The following is a 26657-nucleotide window of genomic DNA, read 5'->3' on the forward strand; positions in this document are numbered from 1 at the left end:
GCCGTCACGCCGATGGAACGTACGCGCAACGCCACGCCGCGCAGGAACCCGCTCCTGGCGCCGGTCGTCGCCCTGGCCCTCCTCGCGGCCGGCGGCGCCGGCTGGGCGGGCTGGGCCGGCTGGTCCTGGTACGCGGCCGCGCACGACGACTCCGCCGCGTACGCGAAGACGCGGGACGAGGTCCTCGCCGCCGGGGAGCAGGCCGTGCAGAACATGAACACCCTCGACCACCGCGACCTGCGCCGCGGTCTCGACACCTGGCAGGACTCGGCCACCGGCGAACTGCGCGCCCAACTGACGGAGGGCCGCGCGCGGTTCGAGCAGCAGATCCGCGAGGCCAAGACCGTGACCAGCGCGAAGGTGCTGTCCGGCGCGGTGACGGAGCTGGACACGCGCGCGGGCCGGGCCCGCGTGATGGTCGCCCTGCGGATCACGGTGACCCCCTCCGAGGGCAAGCCGACGGCGAAGCAGAGCCGTCTGCTCGGCGAGCTCACCCGCACCCCCGAGGGGTGGAAGCTCAGCGCGCTCGGCCAGGCACCGGTCGGCAGCACCGCCGCGGAGCGAGTGGACTGAGAGGAGCTCCCATGTCGTCGACGACCCGACACCTCATCAACCGGCAGCGCCGCCTGGCCGCCACGCACACAACCCGGGCCTCGCCCGGTTCCGCACCGGCGCCCAGGTCCCCCGCACCGCCGCAGACACCGCCGCCACCCCGCCGCCGCAGGCCGCCCGTGCTGCTCGGCGCGCTCGCCGTGCTCACCGTGCTGCTGGGCGGCGTCGCCGCCTGGGCCGGCGGCGAGGCGGCGGCCCTCCGCGACGATCCGGCCGTGCGCAACACCGCCCTGACGGACGCGGCCCGCACCAGCGAGGTCAAGGGCCAGCTGACCAAGGCGGTGGGCGAACTCTTCTCGTACAACTACGCCAGCCCCGCCGAAGCCGACCGTGCCGCCAAGACCCACCTCACCGGCCGGGCGGTCGAGCAGCACCGCGCGATGCTGGCGCCCGTACGCGAACAGGCCGCGCGGCACAAACTCGTCCTCACCACCACCGTCACGGAGAGCGGTGTGGAGCGCATCAACGGTGACCGGGCCCGGGTGCTCGTCTACGCCGACCAGACCAACACCCGCACCGCCGCCAAGAAGGACGCCACGACGTACGGCGCCGCCATGTTCGCGGTGGAGGCGGTACGCGTCGGCGGCGCCTGGCGGGTCAACGCCATCGACACCCTGGGGGCGGCCTCATGAGGGCCTGGGCCGGTCGCGGGCTCGGGCGGGAGCGCGGGCGGAAGCTCGGGCGTGTGCGGGTGCGGCGGGCGGTGACCGGGACCGCCGCGGCCGTCGCCGCGATGGCCGCCCTCACCGCCTCCCAGGCCCCCGGCTTCGTACCGTCCCAGGCGCCCCGCCCCGACGAATCCGCGGCGCGGCACGACACCACCCAGGCCCCGCCGTCCGACGACACCTACCACACCGAACTGCCGCCGCTGGTCACCCCTGTGGTCCCTGGAGCCGCTCGGCCTCCGGGGGCGATCGGGGCCGGGGCCGGGCAGTCGGTGAGCCTCGGACCGGTCCAAGCGGGCATTCCGGCGACCGTGCTGGCCGCGTACCGGCGCGCCGAGGCCGCCGTGGCCCGGACCGACCCGGGCTGCCGGCTGCCGTGGGAACTGCTCGCCGCGATCGGCAAGGTGGAGTCGGGCCAGGCGCGCGGCGGCCGCGTCGACGCGTACGGCACCACGCTCTCGCCCATCCTGGGCCCGGTGCTCGACGGCGTCGGCTTCGCCCGGATCACGGACACCGACGACGGCGTGTACGACGGGGACCGGACGTTCGACCGGGCGGTCGGCCCGATGCAGTTCATCCCCTCGACGTGGGCCCGCTGGGGTACGGACGGCAACGGGGACGGGCGCGCCGACCCGGACAACATCCACGACGCGGCGCTGGCCGCCGGGCACTACCTGTGCGCGGGCGACCGGACGCTGACCGTCCGGGCCGACCTCGACCGGGCGATCCTCGGCTACAACCACTCGTCCGCCTACCTGCGCACCGTGCTGTCGTGGCTCGCCTTCTATCAGCGGGGCGCGCACCCGGTGCCGGACGGGACGGGAGTGCTGCCGGTGAGCCCGGGTGCGGGCGCGGGCGCGCAGCCGACGCCCGCGACGCCCAGGCCCGCGCCGAGCCCGCGCCCGGGCGGCGGCATCGTGGTGGGCCCGCAGCCCTCGCCCCGCCCGACCTTCACGCCACGGCCGCCCGGCACCCCGTCGCCGAGCCGGCCTCCGCTCCCGTCCCCGTCCTCCTCTCCGGGTTCGCCGTCCCCGACGCCCACGCCCACACCGACGCCCTCACCATCGCCCACGCCGACCCCGACGCCCACGGACCCGACTCCGTCGCCGTCCCCGACGCCCACCGACCCCACATGCCCGTCGCCCACGCCCACGCCATCGCCCACACCGACCGAGTCCCCCTCGCCCGGCGGGGTTCAGCCGCCCGACCCCGACAGCACCGCGCCCAGGTCGTACGAGACCGGCTCCTCCAACTGCCCGTAGCCGCAGCTCTCCGGCGTACGGTCAGGCCGCCAGCGGCGGAACTGCGCCGTGTGCCGGAAGCGGTTGCCCTCCATGTGGTCGTAGCCGACCTCGCACACCCGCTCCGGCCGCAGCGGCACCCAGGACAGGTCCTTCTTGCCCGACCAGCGGCTCGGCGCCCCGGGCAGCCGCGCGGTCTCGTGGGCGGCCTCGTCCGCCCAGGCGGCCCAGGGATGGCCGTCGGGCGTGTCCATGCGCAGCGGCTCCAGCTCCTCCACGAGCTCCGCGCGCCGCTTGTCGGAGAACGCGGCGCACACCCCGACGTGCTGCAGCGCGCCCTTGTCGTCGTACAGGCCGAGGAGCAGCGAGCCGACGACGTTCCCGGTCTTGTGGAAGCGGTAGCCGGCCACGACGACATCGGCGGTGCGCTCGTGCTTGATCTTGTACATGAGCCGGGCGTCCGGGCGGTAGGGCAGGTCCAGCGGCTTGGCGATCACCCCGTCGAGCCCGGCGCCCTCGTACTGTTCGAACCAGTGCCGGGCCACGTCGATGTCGGTGGTGGACGGCGCCAGATGGACCGGGGCGTCGACGCCCTCCAGCGCCTCGGTGAGCAGCGCCCGGCGTTCGGTCAGGGGCGCGTCCAGCAGGGACGCGTCGCCGAGGGCGAGCAGGTCGAAGGCGATGAACCGGGCGGGCGCGCGCTCGGCGAGCATCTTCACGCGGGAGGCGGCCGGGTGGATGCGCTCGGTGAGCTTGTCGAAGTCGAGCCGCCCTTCGTGGGCGATCACGATCTCGCCGTCGACGACACACCGCTCGGGGAGCCGCTCCGGGAGAGCCGCGACCAGCTCGGGGAAGTACCGGGTCAGCGGCTTGCCGGTACGGCTGCCGATCACCAGCTCGTCGCCGTCCCGGTGCACGATCGCACGGAAGCCGTCCCACTTGGCCTCGTAGTGCATGCCGGGCGGGATCTTCTTGACGGACTTGGCCAGCATCGGCTTGACGGGTGGCATCACCGGCAGATCCATGGCCCGATTCTGCCCCTCTTTGCTGGAAGGTGCCTGTCTACGCCGATATGCGAGGTATAAGCCTGCCGCCTACTGTGGCGCGTATGGGAAACGCGGTGGAGCTGGAAGCCGGCGGGCGTACCGTGCGCCTGTCCAACCCGGACAAGATCTACTTCCCGGAGCGCGGCTTCACGAAGCTGGACGTGGCGCGCTACTTCCTCGCCGTGCGCGAGGGCATCGTCCGCGCCCTGCGCGACCGGCCCACCACCCTGGAGCGCTTCGTCGACGGCGTCGAGGGCGAGTCCTTCTTCCAGAAGCGCGCCCCCAAGAACCTCCCCGAGTGGATCCCCACGGCCCACATCACCTTTCCCAGCGGCCGCTACGCCGACGAGATCCGCCCCACCGAGATCGCCACCGTGATCTGGGCGGCCAACCTCGGCACGCTCACCTTCCACCCCTGGCCGGTGCGGGGCGACCGTACCGACCACCCCGACGAGCTGCGCATCGACCTGGACCCGCAGCCCGGAACCGGCTTCCCGGAGGCGGTGGCCGCCGCGCACGAGCTGCGCGCCCTGCTGGAGGAGTACGGCCTGCGCGGCTGGCTCAAGACGTCCGGCGGACGCGGCCTCCACGTCTTCGTGCCGATCGAACCGCGATGGGAGTTCACCGGCGTGCGGCGCGCCGCCATCGCGCTCGGCCGGGCCCTGGAGCGGCGCATGCCGGGCCGGGTCACCACCGCCTGGTGGAAGGAGGAAAGGGGCGAAAAGATCTTCTTCGACTACAACCAGACCGCACGCGACCGCACCATCGCCTCCGCCTACTCCATCCGCCCCAGGCCGCACGCCCCGGTCTCCGCCCCGCTGCGCTGGGAGGAGCTCGACGACGTCGACCCGCGCGACTTCGACCTGGCGACCATGCCCGTGCGGTACGCCGACCACGGCGACGTCCACGCGGACATGGACGACCACGCCTTCACCCTGGACAGCCTGCTGGAGCTGGCCGACCGGGACGAGCGCGACCACGGCCTGGCCGACATGCCGTACCCGCCGGACTACCCGAAGATGCCGGGCGAGCCCAAGCGGGTGCAGCCGAGCCGCGCCAAGAAGGCGGCGGACTAGGGGTGTCGATCGGTCAGTGGTGTCGGCGAAAGACGATCACGGCCGCTGTCCGCCGACCCAGCCGCGGCCGGGCCGCGACGGCGAGGGCCACGGCGTCGTCGGCCGCCACGTCGCGTACGGGGTAGGCGTGTGCCCCCGCGGCCACGGCGGCCGTGAGCGTGACGAGGCCGGCGCGACGGCCGAACGGCGAGGACGAGACTGGGAATCCTGGAGGAGTTCTCGAACCCGGACCGGACCCTCGCTGAGCTCGGCCGCTCCTCCTGAGCCCGCGTCCGGTGCTGCGCCCGGGGCGAGCGGCCCGGGCGCAGCGGCATGACGGGCCGGTCAGAGCTCCTTGATCCGGATGTCGCGGTACGAGATGACGTCGGTCGTGCCGTGGACCTGGAGCCCGATGTAGCCGGTGGCGTACCGCCGGCCGTCCGTGCCCGGGTCGTCGGCGCGCGGCGGGGAGAACTCCTGGCCGCCGGTGTTGTCGAACTCGTTGATCAGGACGCCGTTGCGGAAGACCGAGTAGTGCTGGCCCTCCACGCGGATCTCGTAGTCGTTCCAGCTGCCCTTCGGGGTGACGCCCGCGCCGCCGAGCCCGACCCGGTCGAAGCCGTAGACCGAGCCGGTCTTGTACATGTCGCCGTCCGGCCGGTCCAGGACCTGTATCTCGTGCCCGAACTTGATGGCGACCCACTCCGGCCGCGGCTCCTCCGGGTGCTCGTGGACGTACGGGAAGCGGACGAAGACACCGGAGTTGGCGTTCCCCGTGCCCGGAGCGTCGTCCCGCCACTGGAGCTTGAGCGAGAAGTCCCCGTACTGCCGCTGCGGGAACCACAGCATGCCCATGCCCGGGACCGTCGTACTGCTCGTCATCGAGCCGTCGCCGTTCAGGCCGAACCGGCCGCCGCCCACGTGCTGCCACCGGGCGAACGTCTCCGCCGAGCCGTCGAACAGCGTCCGGTACCCGCTGGTCTGTCCGGGCTTGCCGATGCCGGACTCCTTGGCCGCCCGGTAGATCGTGCGGTGCTCGCGGGCGTCGATGACCCCCTCGGTGAGCAGCCGGTCGAGGACCGCGTCCACGTGCTTGAGGAACAGCGCGTGCGACGACCAGTCCTTCTCGTCCTCGATCAGCTCGTTGATGGTGCAACGGCCGCGCGTCATCCGGTTCGGCACGCCCGTGTCCACCGTGCCCACGATGACCGTGAGCCTCTCGTCGTACTCGGGGCACTGGGGCGCCGGGACGCCGCCGCCCTCCGCGACGTTGAAGCCGACCTGCCGGGCGGCCGAGGTGTTGCCCGCCTTGTCCGTGGCCCGGTGCAGCACGGTGTGGTAGCCCACCCGGTCCACGACCACCGGCGCCGTGTACGCCAGGTACGGGCCGCCGTCCAGCGAGTACTCGGTCTTCTCCACCCCGGATCCCGCGTCGGTCGCGGTGACCGTCACGGTGGCCCGGCCGATGTACGCGCCGTCCGCGTTCTTCTCGCCCGTCACCGAGGCCGACGTCTCGGGCGGCGTCTTGTCGTCCGTCGGCGGGGCGACCACGGTGAAGTCGACCGCCTTCTCGGCGGCCGTGTTCCCCGCCCGGTCCGTGGCCCGGTACCGCACGGTGTGCGTGCCGGTCTCGTGGACCATCACGGGGGCGGTGTACGTCTGCCAGGCGCCGGCGGCGCCGACCGCGTACTCGATGGTGTTGACGCCGGACCCCGCGTCGGAGGCGGTGACGGTGACCGTCGCCATCCCCAGGTACCGGCCCTCGCCGTCCTTCTCGCCGCTGACCGTCGCCGACGTCTCGGGTGGCGCCTTGTCGTCCGTCGGCGGGGCGACCACGGTGAAGTCGACCGCCTTCTCGGCGGCCGTGTTGCCCGCCTTGTCGGTGGCGCGGTAGCGGACCTTGTGGGTGCCGACTTCATGGACCATCACGGGGGCGGTGTACGCCTGCCAGGCGCCGGTGGCGCCCACCGCGTACTCGATCCGGTCCACGCCCGACCCGGCGTCGGTCGCCGACACGGTGACGTTGGCGTGGCCGATGTACGCGCCGTCGGCGTTCCGCTCGCCCTCCACCTTCGCCGAGGTCTCGGGCGCGGTGGTGTCCTCGCCGCCGCCCGCCTCCGTCACGGTGAGGATGCCCTGCATCGCGCCGTGGCCGGGGATGGTGCAGTAGAAGCGGTACCGTCCGGGCGTCAGCGTGATCTGGGCGGTGTGCTTGCCGCCCTGGTCGTCACTGGGGTTGGCCAGGATGTTCAGCCGGACGTCGTTGTTGTACTCCGGGTCGGAGACGTCGAACGTCAGGGTGTGCGGCATGCCCGTGGTGTTGCCGGTGGCCGCGCTGTTCTCGAAGACGATCGTCGCCGGGCCGGCCACCGCGGTGGCCGGGAAGGACAGGTAGCGGTCGATGGGGTCACCGGCGGTCCAGGTCAGCACCTGCTCCGCCGAGGCCGCGGTCACGGCGTCCGCACGGTTGTCCGGGCGCCCGTACGCGGCGTTCGAGGTCAGCCCCAGCACCATCAGCACGGAGGCGAGCAGCGCCGTCCACACGGTCCTCGGCGTCCTCGGGTAGCGATGTCTCACTGCGCTGCCGCCTTCCTCGCCAGGTCCTCGGCGGCGGGCGTCGGCTCGCCGCCCCGGTATGTCACGCGCCACAGCGCGGACTTGGAGTCGGAGGTGAAGAAGCCGCGGCCGTAGTCGAGGACGTACAGGGAGCCGTCGGGCGCGAACTTCCAGTCCATGAGGTTGCGGATGCCGTCCGCGCCCACCGGGATGATCTTCTTCAGGGACTCCGCGTGGACGGGCAGTCCGCCCTTGCCGACCGTCCTCGGGTCCATCAGCACGGCGTGGCGCGGCTGGTCCCCGTCGTAGAAGTCGCCCACGAACCACTTGCCGTCCCAGTACGCCGGCCACGCGGCGGTGCCGGCGCTCGTCGTGTCGTACCGGTACACCGGCCCGTTCATGGTCGCCTGGCCGCCGCCCTTGAGCCACGGCAGCAGCAGCTTCTGCTCCTCCGTCCGGTAACTGGGCACACCGCTCGCGTCCCTCGGGAAGTCGGGGCCGCCGCCCTGCGGCGAGTACCAGATGGAGTTGGGCGTGACGGGCGGCAGGTTCACCAGGCCGTCGTTGTGGGGCGACTCGTTCTTCGGCGCGGAGCAGTCGTACCAGCCGAGCGGCTTGCTCGGATCGGGCAGATTCCGGTCCCGGTAGGGCTGGTTGTTGCCCATGCAGTACGGCCAGCCGTGGTTGCCCGCTTTGGTGATGGCGGTGAAGGTGTCGTACTTGGCGGGGCCCCACGTGGTCGACGGCGTACCGGCGTCGGGGCCGACCCACCCGGCGTACAGGACGTCCGTCGTCTTGTCGACGAAGATGCGCGCCGGGTTGCGCACACCCATCACATAGATCTCGCCGCGCGTCTTGCCGCCGCCCTCGTCCGGCTCCTTGCCCGTGAAGAGGTTGCCCTCCGGGATCGTGTACGTGCCGTCGTCCTCGGGGTGGATGCGCAGGATCTTGCCGTTGAGGTTGTTGGTGTTGCCGGAGGTGCGGCGGGCGTCGGCGAAGGAGACCCCCTTGAAGACGGGCTCCGGGTTGTTGCCGGAGTAGCCGCCGCTGAAGCCGCTGGAGTTGTTGTCGCCGGTGGCGATGTACAGGTTCTCCTTGGAGTCCCACGCCATGCCGCCGCCCGCGTGGCAGCAACTGTGGATCTGCACAGGCCACTTCAGCAGCACCTTTTCACTGCTGAGGTCCAGCTTGTTCGTCGCGAGGTCGAGGGTGAAGCGGGAGACGTACCGCTCCGCCATGTGGGTGTCGCGGTTGATCCGGGAGTGGGGCGTGTAGTGCAGATACACCCAGCCGTTCGACAGGAAGCCGGGGTCGAGCTCGATCCCGAGGAGCCCCTCCTCGTTCTTCGTCAGCTCATCCCCGCCGCCCTTGTTGCCGAAGACCGTGAGCGCGCCCGCGAGCTGCACCTTCCTGGTCCTCGGGTCGTAGACGTGGACCTCGCCGCTTCCCTTGCCGATGTCAGGGTCGTTCCAGTCGGTGACCACGGGCCGGGAGGAGTCGCCGCCGCCGCGCCCGATGTAGAGGACGCGGCCGTCCGGGGCGACCACCAGGCCGTGCGGCTCGCCGATCTGGTCGTTCGTGCCCGGCTGGTTGGGCCGGGTCAGGCGCTCGCTCCGGTAGTTCGCGTCGATGGTGGCCTTGCAGTCGGCGCGGACCAGCCGGGTGGTCCACAGCAGGGCGCCGCGCAGATGCTCGCGGAAGTCGGTCTCGGCGAACGACTCCGCCGTACCGCCCATGCCCGTGTAGAAGGAGCGGCCGCCGTCGTAGTCGCGGCACCAGGAGACGGGGTGATCCCAGCCGTTGGCCCCCGGCCCCGGCCGGTAGGTGCTCTCGCGCACCCGCGCCACCGTGTGCACGCTGCCGGAGGGGTTGACCGCCCAGTTGAACCACTTGTCGGGGCGCTTCCAGGTCAGGGGGAGCTGCCGCGTGGCGGGGTGCTGCCGGTCACCGACCTCGACGCTCGCGCGCTGCACGGCGGTGGGACCGCCGGCGGCGGGCCGGGCGCCGACGAGACCGGTGAACCAGTCGGAGTACGGCTCCGTGCGCGCCGCCTCGTGGATGCCGAGGAAGCCGCCGCCCGCCTCCATATACGCCTCCAGGCCCGCCTCCTGCTCCGGGTCGAGCACATCACCGCCGCCCGTCAGGAACACGACCGCGTTGTACCGGCCGAGCCTGGCGGCGTCGGTGAAGACGGAGGCGTCGTCCGTCGCCTCGGTACGGAAGCGCTGCGCGGTCGGCCCGGACTGGCCGATCGCCTCTATCGCGGCGATACCGGCGTTGACGGCCGGGGACTCGGCGGTGGCGGAGGCGTGGAAGACCAGCACGCGGACGTTGGCGCCGCCGGGCGGCGACGGGAGGGACAACGTTGTCCGCGAATCCTCCGGGTGCGGCTGGGCGGTGGCGGCCGTACCGCTGAGCAGCGCGGCCGCCAGGCCGGCGACCGCCAGGGCCGCGACCGCGCCGCGGCGTGTTCTTGACCGGTGATGTGGTGCACGGTGCATGTGTTCACCCACCCCTCTGTGGTCACAGCAAACGACGACGAAGCTAGACCTCTTTCCGTGACACGCCAATAGCTTGGCACCGATCGCGCGAACTTTGTCCTGCCTGTGGAAAAACGAATCGCCCACGGCTACGGTGTGGCCGTCCCGGGGTACTCAGCCCCCGTCAGTCTCGGCACCGTACTGGGGAGTTCGGCATGGACAGACGGAGCTTCAACCGGCGTCTCCTGGCATCGAGCGCGGCTGCCGCGACCGGCGTGACATCGTTGTCCGCAGCCGCCGCGCCGGGCGCGGCCCCGGAAGCGATGCCCCTGAGGACCACTGCGCCGGCGGGCGGCCGGGTGCGCCACCTCAAGCTCTACGCCGAGAGACTGCCGGATGGTCAGATGGGGTACGGCCTGGAGAAGGGCAAGGCCACGATTCCGGGGCCGCTCATCGAACTCGACGAAGGCGACACCCTCCACATCGAGTTCGAGAACACCATGGACGTCCCCGCGAGCCTCCACGTCCACGGCGTCGACTACGACACCGCCAGCGACGGCACCAAACTGAACCGCAGTCACGTCGAACCCGGCGGGACCCGCACGTACACATGGCGCACCCACGCCCCCGGCCGCCGCAAAGACGGCACCTGGCGCGCCGGCAGCGCCGGTTACTGGCACTACCACGACCACGTCGTCGGCACGGACCACGGCACCGGCGGCATTCGCAAGGGGTTGTACGGGCCGGTCGTGGTGCGGCGTCAGGGCGACGTCCTCCCCGACAAGCAGTTCACGATCGTCTTCAACGACATGACGATCAACAACCGGCCAGGCCACCAGAGCCCCAACTTCCAGGCCACCGTGGGGGAGCGGGTCGAGATCATCATGATCACCCACGGCGAGTACTACCACACCTTCCACATGCACGGTCACCGCTGGGCGGACAACCGCACCGGCATGCTCACCGGCCCCGACGACCCGAGCCCCGTCATCGACAACAAGATCACCGGCCCGGCCGACTCCTTCGGCTTCCAGATCATCGCGGGCGAGGGCGTGGGCGCCGGGGCCTGGATGTACCACTGCCACGTCCAGAGTCACTCCGACATGGGCATGGCCGGGCTGTTCCTGGTGGCGAAACCGGACGGCACGATCCCCGGTTACGAACCGCACCACCCGGCGGGAGGCCACACGGCCCACTGACGGGCCATCAGCCGGCGAGGCCGAGGCCCTCCCAGTCGAGGGACGACTCGTGCCGCGGTACCGCGCGACGTCCCGGCCCGGCCGTCGGGCCGTCCGAGCCGGCGCTCCACAACCGGCTCGACGGAGGTGTCCGTGAGCCGCCTGTATGTGAGCCGCCGGTGGGTGAGCAGCCCGGCCGGCTTGCCGCCGCCGCTCAGGGGTGCCTACGCGGCAGGAGCCTTTTCTGATCGTCATGATCCGATCATCCGTGCGGGCGTGGCGCTCTTGCCGATCACCGGCCGGAAGCCCATGCTTACGAGGAGCGATCCGCGTGCGCGTGTTGATCATTCGTTGAGGCGCCGTTTATCCCGCCGGGGCAGCGTGTTCGCCATGCCGATCCACACCAATGCCCCCACCGCGATCGACCACGAGCTCTCCTGGCAGGAGACCGCCCTCTGCGCCCAGACGGGCCCGGAACTCTTCTTCCCGGACCCCGGCTCCTCCACCCGCGACGCCAAGCGCCTGTGCGCGGCGTGCGAGGGCCGGGAGGCCTGCTTGGAGTACGCGCTCACACACGACGAGAGGTTCGGCGTCTGGGGCGGCCTCTCGGAGAAGGAACGTCACGCGCTCAGGCGGAACGGCCGCCGCTGAGCCTCAACTCTGCCGAGCCTTTCCACCCTTGACGAGCCCGGCCCGCTCCGCGAGCACATCCTCCTCGGGTGCGCCGCCCGGCACCCCGTCCCCCATGTCTTCGGGCACGACGCGCACGGGGTAGTGCCCACCGACGGGCGAGACGACGCCGCCGTAGCGGGGGTCCCCGGCGAACCAGATCATGTCGGGCTGGGGGTTCTGCTTGCGGTCCAGTTCCACCGAGAAGGGCGTGATCCGGAGGGTGGGCGCGTACTGCTCGCTGAACCTGATGCGGATCACGACTGGCTGCTCCAGCGCCCGCGGAGGGTACGAACACGGATACGCCCGCCAAGGGTATGTGCTCAGGATGTTCTTGACGCGCTGTGTCCGCCACACTGCCACGAACGTCAGGGTCAGCATGAACGGGTAGAAGAACACGCACAGGACGGTGAGCCCGATGGACTTCCATGCGATGCATGCGTAGAAGGAGGCCACCGCCAGGACGGTCATGAAGGCGAGCCAGGCCCAGCGTTTGATCACTAGGCGAGCGTGGCCTCGAATCGTCGGCGCGTGATCAATGGCCCTCTTCAGCAGAGGTGTCGATGTCGGTGATGGTGTCACGTGAGAAGCTCCAGAATGCGTGAAGTCGGCGTCTTGCTCGCGGATTCGGAACTTCGATCCGGATGGGAAAACGAGAACGTGTGAGCGATTCCTTCGAGGATGTCGGTGTAGGAATCTGCGTGACGCGTGGCCGCGCTCACCAAGTCCGCGATCAGAACGTAAGAGCCCCGCGGGTGCGGAACGGCGATGCGGGCTTGGAACACCTCAGTCGTCGACGGTGAGACTTTTGCACGCTGGGCTTGGAGCATCGGCGGTGTAAGAATCCCGGCGACCATTGCTCCTGGGACTCCGGTGGGCAGATCCAGAAGTCTGCAACTCCGCGTTTGCCACGCGGCAGAGTCGGCCAGCGTGATTCCCGCACGTGCCGCAGCCACGTATGGTGACGGGGCCACTGTGCTGATCATGGACAGCGAGAAGAGCGACATGGAGGCTCCGTGCGAGCCATCCGGATGCAGGCCGAAGGCCAGATAGGCGGATCCCTTTTCGGCAAGTTCATCAATGAGCTCCGTCAGAACGCATGCTTCCTGCACAACTCGGTTGGCGGTCGGCTCCTGCTCCAGCAGCGGCAGAACGACTGTGGTGACAGCCCGCGTGAGCGATTCCGGCGTGACGCTTTCGAGGGAGTGAAAACCGGGGGGCAATCGGAACCAGACCGATGGGTTGTTGTCTTCCAGGCCCATGAGAACCGCCTTGTAGGTCGTCATCCTGAGAGGGAGGCCCACACATGCGCGAGCCTAGCTGCCGATGTCGGGGCGTCTTCGATGGCGGCTCTCGTGCCGTCGACTGCGGTAGCCGAGTTCGAGACCGTCTCGTTGTCGTCGAGGGGTGAGTAATGGCTGGCGGCAGTCACTGCGCCTGTCGCCGGCACGCCGTACTTCACGCCGTTTCTCACCGTGGGGTGTGCTTCTCGGAGCGCCCACTCCGTAAGCGGGTTTTCGATATGTCGCAGCTCATCGATCGAGCTCTTCGAAGCGTCGGCGAACTCGCGTGCTCCTGCGCCGAGATCAGCCAGAGTTCCAGATCCGGTCAGGGAAGAACTGGCACGAAGTGCCTTGGTTCCCTCCGCCAAGGCCGCTACCCCTGGGATGGACCCCAGCGCGTCGCCGGTGAGAGTGACGGCGTTGTCCCAGAAGTCGGCATCGAACTCACCCTTGGTGAAGCCATCCCGCAATGAGGCGCGCACCTGGTCGTCCGACAGATGCAGCCCCAGGGCGCCCATACTCGCTCCAGTGGCGACGATCATCAGACCGAGGCCAAGTGGGGGAAAGGCAGCACCGAGAACCAGGCCGGCAAATCCCATGACAGCGGATACGTCGGACAGCACATCGCCGAGGTCCTCACTGACCCAGTCAATAGCCCTGCTCAACACCCCCGGCTCCTCCGGAGCCAACCGGTCCGTCGCCTCGTCCAGGCACTTCGCCACGCGAGCCGCCTCCGCCCTGTGGGTTTCCTCCAGCTCGCGGGCGAGGCGGCGGACGTGCTGCAGGGCCTCCCGGGCCTCCGTGAGGGCCGTTGTCGCGGCGTGGAGGTCGGAGGGCGAGGCGTCCGCGCGGGAGGTGGTCGCGGCGTGGGTGGACTCCGCGGAGCGCAGGGACTTCGCGTGGAGGGCCGCCTGGGTCTCGTAGCGGCGGGCCGTCGCCTGGTAGGAGACCAGGGAGTCGTACCAGGTGCCCAGGCGGCTCGCCGCCTTCGTCAGGGAGCGGTGGGCGTTGCCCAGGTAGCGGGGGAGCTCGCCGTCCAGGGCCTCGCGGAAGGCGTCTGCGGCCTCGCCCTTCCAGTAGGAGCTCTCACCCAGGAGCTGCTGCACCAGGCGGTGCGCCGTACCCAGGGCGGTCGCCGAGGACGTCAGCTTCGACCGGAGCGCGGCGATCTCCGCCGGGGTCCCCGGCGCCGGGTCCCAGCCCAAGTGGGGGAAGGCGGCGTCAGTCACGGCGGCCCACCGCCCGGAACGCCGACGCGATCGCGTGCTCGAGCTGCACGTACCCCTTGTGGCTCAGCCGCACCCCCTCGTGCACTGCCTTGATCCGGATGCCCAGCTGCTCCGCGCCGTACTTCCAGCGCTCCTGGAAGCCGTCGCAGGCCTCGTCGAGTTCGCGAGTGCCGAGCTGGTCGGCCCGTACGTGTTCCAGTGCGCGTCTGGCCTCCGCGAGAGAGGTCAGCGATTCGCCCAGCGCGTGGGAGAAGCGACCCAACTGGTCGCGGTCGACACGGAGATGGGAGTCCATGGCGGACCAGCCTGGCAGATCAGCAGCAATGTGCTGAAACGCCGTAACCCTCCCGGGTGGTGTTGGTGGATCAGCGGCCCATACGGAACGTTTCTCCGTACATCGGCCGCGTTTCGCCACTCAGCCATCGTCGCCTCCGTCGAAAGACGACGGAGGCGACGATGGCTGACAAGGCGGCGATCGGGAAAGCCGTCAGCCGCCCGCGCGTGCCGCCAGGCGCGCCTTGCGGGCCGCGAGCTTCTCGTCGAACTTCCGCGCCTCCGCGTCCAGGCCGCCCATGTACAGCCCCAGCTCCTCCTGCGCCTTCAGGCCCTCCGGGCCCAGCCCGTCGATCTCCAGGACCTTCAGGAAGCGCAGCACCGGCTGAAGCACGTCGTCGTGGTGAATGCGCATGTTGTAGATCTCGCCGATGGCCATCTGCGCGGCCGCCCGCTCGAAGCCCGGCATGCCGTGCCCCGGCATCCGGAAGTTGACCACCACGTCCCGCACCGCCTGCATGGTCAGGTCCGGCGCGAGCTCGAAGGCGGCGCCCAGCAGGTTCCGGTAGAAGACCATGTGGAGGTTCTCGTCGGTCGCGATGCGCGCCAGCATCCGGTCGCAGACCGGGTCCCCGGACTGGTGGCCGGTGTTGCGGTGCGAGATGCGGGTGGCGAGCTCCTGGAAGGCGACGTACGCGACCGAGTGCAGCATCGAGTGCCGGTTGTCCGACTCGAAGCCCTCGCTCATGTGCGCCATCCGGAACTGCTCCAGCTTGTCCGGGTCGACCGCGCGCGAGGCGAGCAGGTAGTCGCGCATGACGATGCCGTGCCTGCCCTCCTCCGCGGTCCAGCGGTGCACCCAGGTGCCCCAGGCGCCGTCGCGCCCGAAGAGGGTGGCGATCTCGTGGTGGTAGCTCGGGAGGTTGTCCTCGGTGAGCAGGTTGACGACCAGCGCGATCTTGCCGATGTCGGTCACCTTGGACTGCTCGGGCTCCCAGGCCTCGCCGTCCTCGAAGAGGCCGGGGAAGTTGCGGCCGTCCGACCACGGCACGTACTCGTGCGGCATCCAGTCCTTGACGACCTTCAGGTGGCGGTTGAGCTCCTTCTCGACCACCTCTTCCAGGGCGTACAGCAGTCGGGCGTCGGTCCACGCTTCCGAGCTGCCGAGGTGGGGAGAGGTGAGGGTCATGCGGATACTCCTGGGGACGTGACATACCTACGGCTTCGTAGGTTACGAAACCGTAGGTTAAGCGCGCCGTAAGCACCAGCCAAGCCCGCGTCTGGGCATGGCTCGTCACATTCCGCTATGAGCCCTGGTCAGATGCGTCAATCGAGTGACGGAGCCGCGGATTCCGGTGTCGTCGGACGCAGCTCGCCGTCCATCTCCAGCCACCGCGTGATGCCGATCGACTCCAGGAACGGCACATCGTGGCTCGCCACGATCAGCGCCCCCTCGTACGCGTCGAGCGCCGCCGTCAGCTTCCGTACGCTCGCCATGTCGAGATTGTTCGTCGGCTCGTCCAGGAGCAGCAGCTGCGGCGCCGGCTCGGCCAGCAGCAGCGCGGCGAGCGAGGCCCGGAAGCGCTCCCCGCCCGACAGCGTCCCGGCGGGCTGGTCGGCCCGCGCGCCACGGAACAGGAAGCGCGCCAGCCGGGCCCGGATCCGGTTGGCCGTGGCCTCGGGCGCGAAGCGGGCGACGTTCTCCACCACGCTGAGCCCGTCGTCCAGCACGTCGAGCCGCTGGGGCAGGAAGCGCAGCGGAACGCGCGCCACCGCCTCGCCCGACACCGGCTCGAGCTCCCCGGCGATCGTGCGCAGCAGTGTGGTCTTGCCCGCGCCGTTGCGCCCGACGAGCGCGATGCGCTCCGGGCCGCGCAGTTCCCACTCGCCGCCGACGCGGGCGCCGTACCGCAGCTCCAGGTCGCGCAGGAGCAGCACGCTGCGGCCCGGCGGGACCGTGGTGTACGGCAGCTCCACGCGGATCTCGTCGTCGTCCCGCACCGCCTCCACCGCTTCGTCGAGCCGCTCCTTCGCCTCGGCGAGCCTCTGGGTGTGCAGGATGCGGTGCTTTCCGGCCGATTCCTGGGCGGCCCGCTTGCGCGCGTTCATCACGATCTTCGGCTCGCGCTTGCTGTCGAACATCTTCTGCCCGTACCGCTTGCGACGCGCCAATTTCATGTGCGCCTCCGACAGTTCCCGCTTCTGCCGCTGTACGTCGGCCTCGGCGGCCCGCACCATGCGCTCGGCCGCCTCCTGTTCGGCGGCGACGGCCTCCTCGTACGCGGAGTACGGTCCGCCGTACCAGGCCACCTCGCCGTCGCGCAGGTCGGCGATGCGGTCCACCAGCTCCAGCAGTTCGCGGTCGTGGCTGACCACGACCAGGACGCCCGACCAGGACCGGACCGCTGCGTACAGGCGGCGGCGCGCGTACAGGTCGAGGTTGTTCGTCGGCTCGTCCAGCAGCAGTACGTCGGGCCTGGCCAGCAGCAGGGCCGCCAGCCGCAGCAGGACGCACTCGCCGCCCGAGACCTCGCCGATGGTGCGGTCCAGGCCGATGTGGCCGAGGCCGAGCTGGTCGAGCAGGGCGCGGGCGCGCTCCTCGACGTCCCAGTCGTCGCCGACCGCCGTGAAGTGCTCCTCGCTCGCGTCCCCCGCCTCGATGGCGTGCAGGGCGGCGCGCGTGGCGGCGATGCCGAGGGCCTGGTCGACGCGGAGGGCGGTGTCGAGGGTGGCGTTCTGCGGCAGGTAGCCGACCTCGCCGGCCACGCGGACGGTGCCGTCGGACGGGGCCAGGTCTCCGGCGATCAGCTTGAGCAGGGTCGACTTGCCGGAGCCGTTGACGCCGATCAGGCCGGTCCTGCCTGGTCCGACCGCCAGTTGGAGGCCGTCGAGGACCTCGGTGCCGTCCGGCCACGAGAAGGACAGGTCGGTGCAGGTGATGAAGGTGGGAAAGGTAGACATACGGGTCTCCCGGTTGCGTGAGAAAAGGGCTGGGGCAACGGGTGAGACACCGCGGGCGGTGGCGGTCGCTGTCGCGGGACGGCTCGTGCGGCTCGTACGGCTTGCGCGGCTCGTACGGCTCTCTGCCGAGGTCGCACACATCAGTGCGCACACCGCCGGAAGCGCGGGGTGCGGCACGGTGTCTCGAGACCTCAGACGAGCAACGTCCTACTCCGATCGACGACGACAAGGGCCGGGAAGGACGGTACGCCCGGACGGCTCCGGGCGGCAACGGAATTACGGGGGGGGGGGGGTGAGCCTGTCAGCGGGCGTCGCGCAGCAGCGCGTTCAGGTCCTCGTCGAGGTCGAGGAAGTGGTGCTCGCAGCCGGTGGGTACGAGGTGCTGGGCCCGCTCGAGGAAGCGGCGCACCTCCGAGGTGCGTACGTGCACCATCGCGACGCCCTCCGGCGCGTGGAACTCCACGACCGTACGGTCGAAGCCGTAGGGGCGTACGCGGACGTCGCCGACGCCGGCCGGCCGGTCGACGCCCGTGGCCAGCAGCTCCCGGGAGAAGGCCCAGGCCACCTCCGTGCCCTCCAGGGTGGCGGGGGCGGGGAACGCCATCTGTACGGCGAACGGGTCCTTCCGGTCGTAGCGGAGCGTGGCCGGAACGGTCTCCATACAGGGCGCGGATGCGACCAGGCGGGCCTGCACGGCCTGCTCGATGACGGTGGACAAGGCCTGCTCCCTCACACGTGGCTTGGGTACGTCTCTTTACACGGGGGAGGACGATGTTTTTGGCCAAGGCGTGCATTGACGAGTGGCGTGACCTGTGTCACCGTCCCGCGCCATGATGTCCATGGGGAAGACGAGACGAACGGTGAGGCCGGGACGGAGTGGAGGGGCATCGGCGGCTGCCCTCGCCGTGGCGTTGACCGCAGCTCTGACGGCGGCGCTGACCGCCGCGCCGCCCACCGCCCGGGCACAGCCCGCCCCGGCCGAAGCCGCTCCGGCAGCCGAAGCCGTACCGGCCCGGGAGGCCCTCCAGGAGGCCGCCCAGGAGGCTCCGGTCTGGTCCCCGCGCCCGACCGGTACGGACGTACGGTTCCGGGGCCTCGCGGCCGTCAGCCGGACCGGCGCGTGGGTGGCCGGCTCCAAGGGCACGGTGCTGCGCACGGCGGACGGCGGCCGGAGTTGGCGGAACGTGTCGCCGCCGGGCGCGGAGACGCTGGAGTTCCGCGACATCGAGGCGTTCGACCAGCGCCGCGCGGTGGTGCTGGCGATCGGCGAGGGCGAGGCGTCCAGGATCCTGCGCACCGACGACGGAGGCGCGACCTGGACCGAGGCCTTCCGCAACACCGACCCGCGCGCCTTCTACGACTGCGTCACCTTCCTCGACCGCCGGCACGGGCTCGCCGTGAGCGACCCGGTGGACGGCCGGTACCGCATCCTGGCGACCCGGGACGGGGGCCGGTCCTGGGGCGTCCTGCCGACCGCGGGGATGCCCGCCGCGCTGCCCGGCGAGGCGGCCTTCGCCGCGAGCGGCCAGTGCCTCGTGAGCGCGGGCCCGCGAGACGTCTGGCTGGCCACCGGAGGCGGCGCCACCGCACGCGTCCTGCACTCGTCGGACCGTGGCCTGAACTGGACCGTCGCCGACTCCACCCTCCCGGCCGGCGACCCGGCGCGCGGCGTGTTCGCCCTCGCCTTCCGCGACCGCACGCACGGCCTGGCGGTGGGCGGCGACTACCGGGCCGGGCAGCCGTCCCCGCAGGCCGCCGCGGTCAGCCGGGACGGCGGCCGGTCCTGGCGGCAGGCGCACACCCCGCCGCCCGCCTACCGCTCCGGCGTGGCCTGGCTGCCGCACAGCCGGTCCGCCGCGCTCGCCGTCGGCCCGACGGGCACGGACCTCACCACGGACGGCGGCCGCACCTGGCGCACCGTCGACCCCGGCTCGTACGACACCGTCGACTGCGCCGCCGACGGAGCGTGCTGGGCGTCAGGCGAGAAGGGCCGGGTGGCGCGCCTGGAGCGGCCGAACCACCGCTAGAACACGACCTGGCGTCAGGACGGCAGCTGCTGGCGGTACGCGGCGAGCTCGGGCGCGGTCTTGGTCGCGATGAACTCGGTGATGCGGTACGCGCACACCCCGCCCGTGACGAAGGGGTCGGCCGCCGTGATCTTCTCGATCTGCGCGCGGTCGTCCCCGACGGCGAGGATGACACCGCCGTCGCGGGGGTTCTTGCGACCGGAGGCGATGAACACTCCCGACGCGTAGTGCTCGTCGAGCCAGGCGACGTGGGGCTCCAGCAGCGCGTCGGCGCGCTCGACCGGTGCGGTGTAGGTCAATTCCAGTACGAACATGTGCGCCAGGCTACCCGCCCCCGCCGACGCCCTCCGGAGGCTGTGGACAACCCGTCCGCGACCGGGAAACCGCCCTCCACCACGTCGCCCTCCACCGCCTCGCCCCCGGCGCGCGGACGGCCTAAGGTGACCGTCATCATGATGATCATCCCCGTGCCCGCCGACTGGCCTGCCCACGAAACCGAAGCCCTGGCCGTCCAGGACGAGCTGCGCGGCCGCGTCGTCCTCGACGAGCCGGGTCCGCCCCCGGGCACCGGCCACGTCACCGGTGTCGACGTGGCCTACGACGACGAACGCGACCTCGTCGCCGCGGCGGCCGTCGTCCTCGACGCCCGCACCCTCGACGTCGTCGAGGAGGCCACCGCGGTCGGCAGGGTCTCCTTCCCGTACGTCCCCGGCCTGCTGGCCTTCCGCGAGCTGCCCGCGGTCCTGGCCGCCCTGGACGCCCTCGCCACCGACCCGGGCACCGTGGTCTGCGACGGGTACGGCCAAGCCCACCCGCGGCGCTTCGGACTCGCCAGCCACCTCGGCGTCCTCACCGGCCGGCCGGTCATCGGCGTCGCCAAGAACCCCTTCACCTTCACGTACGAGCAACCGGCGTCGCAGCGCGGCGCGTCCAGCCCCCTGCTCGCGGACGGCGAGGAGGTCGGCCGGGCGCTGCGTACGCAGGACGCGGTCAAGCCGGTCTTCGTCTCGGCCGGACACCGCGTCACCCTGGACAACGCCTGCGCGCACACCCTCCACCTGACGCCCCGCTACCGCATCCCCGAGACCACCCGCCGCGCCGACGCCCTGTGCCGCCGCGCCCTGAAGGAGGCGGCGGCCTGAGCCCCGGCACGGTGTGCACGGCGGGTCCCCGGTCACCGGCCCCTCAGCGTGCCCGTGCGGGCCACGTCGGCGTACCAGTGCGCACTCGCCTTGGGGATGCGGCGGCCGGTGGGGTAGTCCACGTAGACCGCGCCGAAGCGCTTGCTGTAGCCGTACCCCCACTCGAAGTTGTCGAGCAGGGACCACAGGAAGTAGCCCCGGACGTCGACGCCCGCCTCGATCGCGCGGTGCACGGCCGTGAGGTGGCCGTGGAGGTAGGCGATCCGGTCGGGGTCGCGGACCTCGCCGTTCGGATCGACGTAGTCGTCGAACGCCGCGCCGTTCTCGGTGATCACGAGCGGGAGGTCCGGGAAGTCCCGCTTCAGCCGCAGCAGCAGGTCGTACATGCCGCTGGGGTCGACGGCCCAGCCCATCGCGGTCGTACTGCCGGGCGGGCGGTGGAAGACCACGTCGTCGGCTCCGGGCCACGGGCTGTGCGGGCTGTTGCCGTGGCCGTCGGAGGAGTGGTCCGCCGGGGTCCCGTCGGCGACCGACACCAGGGTGGGTGTGTAGTAGTTGACGCCGAGGAAGTCGATCGGCTGCCGGATCACGGCGGTGTCCGCGTCCCGTACGAAGGACCAGTCCGTCAGCCGGGCGGTGTCCTCCAGCAGGTCCGAGGGGTACGCGCCTTCCAGTACGGGCCCGGTGAACACCCGGTTGGCGAGGGCGTCGACACGGCGTACGGCGTCCGCGTCCCCGGGGCCGTCGCCGAGGGCGCGCACATGGTGGATGTTGAGGGTGAGGGAGACGGCGCCCTCGGCCGGCAGGGCCGCGCGCAGCGCCTGAACCGCCTTGCCGTGCCCCAGGTTGAGGTGGTGGGCGGCGCGCAACGCGGCGACGGGGTCGGTGCGTCCGGGCGCGTGGACCCCCGAGGCGTAACCGAGGAAGGCGCTGCACCAGGGCTCGTTGAGGGTGATCCAGGTGCGTACGCGGTCGCCGAGCGCCTCGGCGGCGAGCTCCGCGTACGCGGCGAACCGGTCGGCGGTGGACCGCTCGGGCCAGCCGCCCGCGTCCTCCAGCTCCTGCGGCAGGTCCCAGTGGTAGAGGGTGACGACCGGCTGGATGCCCTTCTCCAGCAGCTCGTCGGTCAGCCGCCGGTAGAAGTCCAGCCCCTTCTGCGCGGCGGGGCCGCGCCCGGTCGGCTGGACGCGGGGCCAGGACAGGGAGAACCGGTAGGCGCCCACACCGAGGTCGGCCATGAGGGCGACGTCCTCGCGCCAGCGATGGTAGTGGCCGGTGGCGATGTCCCCGGTGTCGCCGTTGCGCACCTTGCCCGGCGTGCGCGCGTAGGTGTCCCAGATGGACGGGGTCCGCCCGTCCAGGTCCGCCGCGCCCTCGATCTGGTACGCGGCGGTGGCCGTGCCCCAGGTGAATCCCGGAGGGAAGGTGAGACCGGCGGGGAAAGGAGGGCGCGCGCTCATCCCTTGACCGCCCCCTGCATGATGCCGCCGACGATCTGGCGGCCGAAGACGACGAACATCGCGAGCAGCGGCAGCGTTCCGAGCAGAGCGCCCGCCATGATGAGCGACTGGTCGCGGACGTACCCGGCGCTGAGCTGCGTCAGCGCGACCGGCACGGTCGGATTGGTCATGTCCAGCGCGATGAACGGCCAGAAGAAGTCGTTCCACGCGTGCACGAAGGTGATCATGAACAGCACCGCCATCGCCGGCCTGGCCACCGGCAGGACGATGCTCCAGAAGATCCGCAGCGAGTGGGCACCGTCGATCCGCCCCGCCTCCACCAGCTCGTCGGGCAGCGCCTCCGCCAGGTACTGCCGCATGAAGAAGACGCCGACGGCGCTCACCAGGGTGGGGAAGATGACGGCGGGCAGCTTCTGCCCCCAGCCCAGCTCGCTCATCATCATGAACAGCGGTACGACGCCGAGCTGCGGCGGAACCAGCATCGTCCCGATGACGAGCGTGAGCAGCGCGTTGCGCCCCGAGAAGCGCAGCTTGGCGAAGGCGAAGCCCGCCAGGGTGGCGAACAGCACGGTCGACAGGGCGATCACACCGGCCACGATGAGGCTGTTGGCCATGGCCCTCCCCAGGGCCGCTTCGGTCCACGCCTTGGCGAGGTTGTCGAAGAGGTGCGGGCCCGGCAGGAAGGGCGGCGGCGTCTGCGTCACCCGGGTGTCGTCGCTGGAAGCCGCCACCATCGTCCAGTAGAGGGGGAAGAGCGACGCGATCGCGGCGACGGTGAGCAGCAGGTAGGTGACCGGGCCCGCGTGGTGCTGGCGCCCGGCCCCGGGGCGCAGCGAGAGCCGACGCCCCTGTGGTGCCCCGCGACGCCCGGCAGGGGACGGGAGGCTGTCGATGGTGGTCATGGCCGGCGGCTCCTGATCAGTGCAGTGCGTGAGGTGAGGCGCGTGGCGACGCGCTGCAGGACGAAGACGAGGATCAGCAGCAGGAACATCGCCCAGGCGACGGTGGCCGCCCGCCCCATCTGGTAGTTCTTCCAGCCCTCCTCGTACAGCAGCAGCCCGAGGGTCTGGTACTGGTTGTCGGCTCCTCCGGTGACGCCGTTGGGGCCCTGGCCGAAGATCAGCGGTTCACCGAAGAGCTGGGTGGCGCCGATCGTGGAGAGCACGATCGTGAAGACGACGGTGGGGCGGATGCCGGGCACGGTGACCGTACGGAACTGCTGCCAGCGTGAGGCGCCGTCGATGGCGGCGGCCTCGTACCGGTCGCGCGGGATGGCCTGCATCGCCGCCAGGTAGAGCAGGGCGTTGTAGCCGGTCCAGCGCCAGATGACGATCGTCGAGATGGCGATCTGGGCGGCCCACTTGTCGTTCTCCCAGTCGAGGGCGTCGAAGCCGACCAGACCCAGCGCCCAGTTGATCATGCCGAAGTCCCGCTCGAACAGCATCGTGAAGACCAGGGCCGCTGCGCCCACGGACGTCGCGTACGGCGTGAGGGCGGCCACCCGGAAGAAGGCCGAGCCGCGCAGGCGGTAGTTCAGCAGGTGGGCGAGGCCCAGGGCCATCAGCAGCTGGGGGACCGTCGAGAGGACCCCGATGGTGAAGGTGTTGGCCAACGCGTTCCAGAAGTGTGCGTCGCTCCAGAGCTCCGTGTAGTTGTCGAACGCCACCCACTCCCTCAGGTCCATGGTCGCCAGCTCCACGCGGTGCAGCGATATCCAGGAGGTGTGGACGAGCGGGTAGAAGCCGAAGGCGGCGAAGACGACGAAGAACGGGGCGACGAAGGCGTACGGCGCGCCCCTGACGTCCAGCCGGTGCAGCAGCGTACGGCGCCGGGGGCGCGCCGCCTCACCGCGCCGGTGGTGCTTGTGGGCCTTGTGGTGCCGCGCGGGGGCAGGGGCGGGCGAGCCGTCCGCGGGCGCGCCCGTACGGGGTGTCGGAGGGGAAGCGGCCACCGGGAGAGATCCTTCGTGAGACGTGTGCGAGGCGGGCTGTCGGCGGGCTGCCGCGGGCTGCAGGCCGGCCCGGCGGCCCGCCCCGGTGGCCGTCCCTCTTCGGCGGTCACCGGGGCGGGCGCGTGCCGGACCGTCTCAGCCGGCGGCCTTCTCGACGCGGCCTACCGTGGTCCGCCACGCCTCGTCGGGGCTCTTGTCCTGCGACTCGATCAGCGTCAGACCCTGCGAGAAGAGGTCCTTGATCGTGCCGTCCTTGCGTCCGAGGACCTGCTCGTCGGGGATCTCCTGCGCCGCGGCGCCGAAGATCCGGCCGATGGGCGCGCCGCTGAAGTACTCCGACGTGGCGTCCGCCACGCCGGGTGCCTTCAGGGCCTGCTGCGAGGAGGGGAAGTTGCCGAGCTTCTGGAAGAGGTACTCCTGCTGTTCCGGCGCGGTGAGCCAGGCGACCAGCTTCTTGGCCTCCTCCTTGACCGGGCTCCGCTCCACGACGCCGAGGAAGGAACCGCCCCAGTTCGCGCCCTTGGGGGCCTTGGCCACGTCCCACTTGCCTTTGTTCCCGGGACCCGCCTTCTCGCTGATGTGGGCCAGCATCCAGGCGGGGCACACGGTGGTCGCGAAGGTGCTGTTGGCCAGTCCGGGATCCCAGCCGGGCTGGAACTGGCGGAGCTTGGCGGTCAGTCCGGATTCGGCGGCCCTCGCGGCGAGCGTCCAGGCCTCCTTGACCACCGGATTGTCCTGGTGGACCAGGTTGCCCTGCTTGTCGTAGAACTGTTCGGAGCTGCCGTAGATCATCGCGTTGAACAGGCCGCTGGCGCTGTCCATGAAGGCGACGCCGTCACCCTTGAATCCCGCCTTGAACCGGTCGCCCGCGGCCGCGAACTTCGACCAGTCGCCCTCCCAGAGGCGGGCCACCTCCTCGCGGTCGGTCGGCAGGCCGGCCTGCTGGAAGAGGTCCTTGCGGTAGCAGACGGCCATGGGGCCGATGTCGGTGCCGAGCCCGATGACCTTGCCGTCCTTGGTGGAGACCTGGTTGAGCTTCCACGGCAGGAAGTGGTCCTTGCCCGGGGTGCCGGACAGGTCGGCGAACTTGTCGGCCTGCGTGTCGACGAGCTCCTTCGCCCGTCCGATCTCTATGCCCTGGATGTCCTTCAGGCCGCTGCCCGCCGCCAGGTGGGTCTGCAGGGCGGTGTAGTAGGTCTGCTCGTCACCGGCGACCTCCGCCTTGATGCGGACGTTCGGGTTCTCCTTCATGTAGCGCTCCAGGAGATCGGTCTCCTTGAAGCCCATGACGCCGAACAGGCCCATGGTGATGGTGACCTTGCCGTTCTCGACACCCCCGCCGGTGCCGCCACCGCCACCGCTGTCGCCGCACCCGGCGATCAGGGCGAGCGCGGCAGCGGTGGAGACGGCCACAAGTCTTGTACGCAGTCCTGTACGCGGCACTCTGGAAACCCTCGTCATCTGGACCCTCCCGGCGGGGCGGCACGCCGGCCCCTGTGGGCCCGGTGGTGCGCTCAACGGCTCTGTCGCAGGACATGGGTACGTTCCCAACATGCGATGGGAGCGTTCCCATGAAGATGGTTCGAAGACTGTCCGCCCGCTGTGCTCCTGTCAAGAAGTTGAACGCGCCGGATCCTGTCAACGGCCCTGGCACAATGCGCTGGTGAACGGCGCGCGGTCCGTGTGCCGGGGCGGGGGAGGGAAGGGCATGGGGCGCGGACGGCGACCGACCATCAAGACCGTGGCGGCGCGTGCCGGTGTCGGGCGCACCACCGTGTCACGGGTCATCAACGGCTCGGAGCTCGTCAGCGACCGGACCAGAGAGGCCGTCCTGGCGGCCATCGCCGAGCTCGACTACGTGCCGAACTCCGTCGCCCGCGGCCTGGTCACCAGCAGGACCAACTCCATCGCGCTGGTGATCCCGGAACCGGAGGCCCGGCTCGGATCGGAGCCGTACTTCTCGGCCGTCATCCGCGGAGTCAGCGGCGGGCTCGCCGACACCGGTACGCAGTTGCAGCTGATCCTCGTACGCGACAAGGGCGAACGCGACCGGCTCACCGACTCCGTCGCGGAGCGGCGGGTGGACGGCGTGCTCCTCGTCTCCGTGCACGAGCACGATCCCCTGCCGGCGCTGCTGGAGGACATGGGACTGCCGACGGTGCTCGCCGGACGCCGCTCGGCCCGGGAGCCGCTCAGCCATGTGCACTCCGACAACGTGGGCGGAGCGAGCGCGGCCGTCCGCCACCTGCTGGAGCGGGGCCGTACGACGATCGCCACGATCGCGGGGCCGCAGGACATGGAGGTCGGCCGCGGCAGGCTCCAGGGCTGGTGGGAGGCGTTGTACGCGGCCGGGCGGCCGACGGACGAACGGCTGGTGGCCGTCGCCGACTTCACCGAGGAGGGCGGGCGCGAGGCGGTGCGTTCGCTTCTCGAACGCGTCCCGGAGCTGGACGCCCTCTTCGTGGCCTCCGACGTCATGGCGGCGGGCGCTCTGATGGAACTGCGCCGGCACGGGCGCCGCGTTCCGGACGACGTGGCCGTGGTCGGCTTCGACGACTCGCTCCTCGCCCGGCACACCAACCCGCCGCTGACGACGGTACGCCAGCCCGTCGAGGAGATCGGCACGAGGATCGCCCGGATCCTGCTGCAGGAGATCGCCGACCCGGACGCGCCCCGGCAGCGCCTCACCCTTCCCACGGAACTGGTGGTACGCGAGTCGTCGTAGCGCCCGGGTGGGCCGGCCCGACGCGCGCCCGGGGCGGGCCGCCCCCCCCCCGCGCGCGCCGCGGGGGGCGCGGGGCCCGGGGCGGGGCCCCCCCCCGCGCCGGG

The 26657-nt window shown here is 71.2% G+C and carries 25 protein-coding genes; 9 read left to right on the top strand and 16 right to left on the bottom strand.

Annotated features, from left to right (window positions below; all coding sequences use genetic code 11):
- Positions 1-12 precede the first annotated feature (12 nt).
- The 3 genes from ABZX67_RS11820 (at position 13) to ABZX67_RS11830 (ending at position 2539) form a co-directional block, all read left to right on the top strand.
- Positions 13-573 (top strand): nuclear transport factor 2 family protein, encoded by a 561-nt coding sequence (locus ABZX67_RS11820; protein ID WP_355357588.1) that lies wholly within the window; start codon positions 13-15, stop codon positions 571-573.
- Positions 574-584: 11 nt separating this feature from the next.
- A complete protein-coding gene (locus ABZX67_RS11825; RefSeq protein WP_355357591.1) occupies positions 585-1244 on the top strand; it encodes a hypothetical protein in 660 nt (219 codons plus the stop codon).
- Positions 1245-1345: 101 nt separating this feature from the next.
- Positions 1346-2539 carry a lytic transglycosylase domain-containing protein gene (locus ABZX67_RS11830; RefSeq protein ID WP_355357690.1) on the top strand — a complete coding sequence of 398 codons (1194 nt, stop codon included), beginning with the start codon at positions 1346-1348 and terminating at the stop codon, positions 2537-2539.
- Here the strand turns inward: ABZX67_RS11830 and ABZX67_RS11835 are convergent.
- Positions 2473-3543, bottom strand: a complete 1071-nt coding sequence (locus tag ABZX67_RS11835) for an ATP-dependent DNA ligase (protein ID WP_355357594.1) — start codon at positions 3541-3543, stop codon at positions 2473-2475. The two genes, ABZX67_RS11830 and ABZX67_RS11835, sit on opposite strands and share 67 nt — an antisense overlap.
- An 83-nt stretch (positions 3544-3626) precedes the next feature.
- Between ABZX67_RS11835 and ligD the strand changes: the two genes are divergently transcribed.
- Complete coding sequence (gene ligD / locus ABZX67_RS11840) at positions 3627-4640, top strand: non-homologous end-joining DNA ligase (protein ID WP_355357597.1); 1014 nt, start codon at positions 3627-3629, stop codon at positions 4638-4640.
- 13 nt (positions 4641-4653) lie between these two features.
- Here the strand turns inward: ligD and ABZX67_RS11845 are convergent, their stop codons facing one another.
- The 3 genes from ABZX67_RS11845 to ABZX67_RS11855 form a co-directional block, all read right to left on the bottom strand.
- Positions 4654-4785 carry a hypothetical protein gene (locus ABZX67_RS11845; RefSeq protein ID WP_355357600.1) on the bottom strand — a complete coding sequence of 44 codons (132 nt, stop codon included), beginning with the start codon at positions 4783-4785 and terminating at the stop codon, positions 4654-4656.
- Between the two features lie 179 nt (positions 4786-4964).
- Positions 4965-7133: a family 16 glycoside hydrolase gene (locus tag ABZX67_RS11850; protein WP_355357693.1), complete on the bottom strand. Its 2169-nt coding sequence runs from the start codon at positions 7131-7133 to the stop codon at positions 4965-4967.
- Positions 7134-7192: 59 nt separating this feature from the next.
- Complete coding sequence (locus tag ABZX67_RS11855) at positions 7193-9676, bottom strand: ThuA domain-containing protein (RefSeq protein WP_355357603.1); 2484 nt, start codon at positions 9674-9676, stop codon at positions 7193-7195.
- A 194-nt stretch (positions 9677-9870) separates the two neighbouring features.
- On the opposite strand from ABZX67_RS11855, the gene ABZX67_RS11860 reads away from it, so the two are divergent.
- Together ABZX67_RS11860 and ABZX67_RS11865 are read left to right on the top strand one after the other, a co-directional pair.
- Entirely contained in the window at positions 9871-10854 is a 984-nt protein-coding gene (locus ABZX67_RS11860) for a multicopper oxidase domain-containing protein (protein WP_355357606.1), read from the top strand.
- Between the two features lie 369 nt (positions 10855-11223).
- Positions 11224-11484, top strand: coding sequence for a WhiB family transcriptional regulator (locus tag ABZX67_RS11865; protein ID WP_355357609.1), 261 nt, complete (start codon positions 11224-11226; stop codon positions 11482-11484).
- Positions 11485-11487: 3 nt separating this feature from the next.
- On the opposite strand, the gene ABZX67_RS11870 is transcribed toward ABZX67_RS11865, so the two are convergent.
- The 7 genes from ABZX67_RS11870 to ABZX67_RS11900 all read right to left on the bottom strand — a co-directional run bounded on the left by ABZX67_RS11870 (position 11488) and on the right by ABZX67_RS11900 (position 17966).
- Positions 11488-11973 (bottom strand): hypothetical protein, encoded by a 486-nt coding sequence (locus ABZX67_RS11870; RefSeq protein WP_355357612.1) that lies wholly within the window; start codon positions 11971-11973, stop codon positions 11488-11490.
- A 107-nt stretch (positions 11974-12080) separates the two neighbouring features.
- The gene (locus ABZX67_RS11875) at positions 12081-12788 is read right to left on the bottom strand and encodes a hypothetical protein (RefSeq protein WP_355357615.1); all 708 of its coding nucleotides are present in this window, start codon (positions 12786-12788) and stop codon (positions 12081-12083) included.
- Positions 12785-14014 carry a putative T7SS-secreted protein gene (locus tag ABZX67_RS11880; RefSeq protein WP_355357618.1) on the bottom strand — a complete coding sequence of 410 codons (1230 nt, stop codon included), beginning with the start codon at positions 14012-14014 and terminating at the stop codon, positions 12785-12787. The genes ABZX67_RS11875 and ABZX67_RS11880 overlap by 4 nt, the downstream gene beginning before the upstream one ends.
- Entirely contained in the window at positions 14007-14309 is a 303-nt protein-coding gene (locus ABZX67_RS11885) for a hypothetical protein (protein WP_355357621.1), read from the bottom strand. Before ABZX67_RS11885 ends, ABZX67_RS11880 begins: the two co-directional genes overlap by 8 nt.
- A gap of 192 nt (positions 14310-14501) precedes the next feature.
- Positions 14502-15476, bottom strand: coding sequence for an acyl-ACP desaturase (locus ABZX67_RS11890; protein ID WP_355357624.1), 975 nt, complete (start codon positions 15474-15476; stop codon positions 14502-14504).
- A 137-nt stretch (positions 15477-15613) separates the two neighbouring features.
- Positions 15614-17248, bottom strand: a complete 1635-nt coding sequence (locus ABZX67_RS11895; RefSeq protein WP_355357627.1) for an ABC-F family ATP-binding cassette domain-containing protein — start codon at positions 17246-17248, stop codon at positions 15614-15616.
- A 301-nt stretch (positions 17249-17549) separates the two neighbouring features.
- Positions 17550-17966, bottom strand: a complete 417-nt coding sequence (locus ABZX67_RS11900; protein WP_355357630.1) for an SsgA family sporulation/cell division regulator — start codon at positions 17964-17966, stop codon at positions 17550-17552.
- A gap of 187 nt (positions 17967-18153) precedes the next feature.
- On the opposite strand from ABZX67_RS11900, the gene ABZX67_RS11905 reads away from it, so the two are divergent.
- The gene (locus tag ABZX67_RS11905; protein ID WP_355357633.1) at positions 18154-19275 is read left to right on the top strand and encodes an oxidoreductase; all 1122 of its coding nucleotides are present in this window, start codon (positions 18154-18156) and stop codon (positions 19273-19275) included.
- 14 nt (positions 19276-19289) lie between these two features.
- On the opposite strand, the gene ABZX67_RS11910 is transcribed toward ABZX67_RS11905, so the two are convergent.
- Positions 19290-19589 (bottom strand): YciI family protein, encoded by a 300-nt coding sequence (locus ABZX67_RS11910; protein ID WP_355357636.1) that lies wholly within the window; start codon positions 19587-19589, stop codon positions 19290-19292.
- Between the two features lie 138 nt (positions 19590-19727).
- On the opposite strand from ABZX67_RS11910, the gene ABZX67_RS11915 reads away from it, so the two are divergent.
- A complete protein-coding gene (locus tag ABZX67_RS11915; protein ID WP_355357639.1) occupies positions 19728-20417 on the top strand; it encodes an endonuclease V in 690 nt (229 codons plus the stop codon).
- A 32-nt stretch (positions 20418-20449) separates the two neighbouring features.
- On the opposite strand, the gene ABZX67_RS11920 is transcribed toward ABZX67_RS11915, so the two are convergent.
- From ABZX67_RS11920 to ABZX67_RS11935, 4 genes are all read right to left on the bottom strand, one after another.
- Positions 20450-21877: a GH1 family beta-glucosidase gene (locus ABZX67_RS11920; protein ID WP_355357642.1), complete on the bottom strand. Its 1428-nt coding sequence runs from the start codon at positions 21875-21877 to the stop codon at positions 20450-20452.
- Entirely contained in the window at positions 21874-22779 is a 906-nt protein-coding gene (locus tag ABZX67_RS11925; RefSeq protein ID WP_355357645.1) for a carbohydrate ABC transporter permease, read from the bottom strand. The genes ABZX67_RS11920 and ABZX67_RS11925 overlap by 4 nt, the downstream gene beginning before the upstream one ends.
- Positions 22776-23828 (bottom strand): sugar ABC transporter permease, encoded by a 1053-nt coding sequence (locus ABZX67_RS11930; RefSeq protein WP_355357648.1) that lies wholly within the window; start codon positions 23826-23828, stop codon positions 22776-22778. The genes ABZX67_RS11925 and ABZX67_RS11930 overlap by 4 nt, the downstream gene beginning before the upstream one ends.
- A gap of 135 nt (positions 23829-23963) precedes the next feature.
- Positions 23964-25289: an extracellular solute-binding protein gene (locus tag ABZX67_RS11935; RefSeq protein ID WP_355357651.1), complete on the bottom strand. Its 1326-nt coding sequence runs from the start codon at positions 25287-25289 to the stop codon at positions 23964-23966.
- 247 nt (positions 25290-25536) lie between these two features.
- Here ABZX67_RS11935 and ABZX67_RS11940 point away from each other — a divergent pair, with 247 nt between their 5' ends.
- Positions 25537-26553 (top strand): LacI family DNA-binding transcriptional regulator, encoded by a 1017-nt coding sequence (locus ABZX67_RS11940; protein ID WP_355357654.1) that lies wholly within the window; start codon positions 25537-25539, stop codon positions 26551-26553.
- Positions 26554-26657 lie beyond the last annotated feature (104 nt).

Source organism: Streptomyces sp. NPDC003036 (assembly GCF_040611175.1).
Lineage (GTDB): Bacteria > Actinomycetota > Actinomycetes > Streptomycetales > Streptomycetaceae > Streptomyces.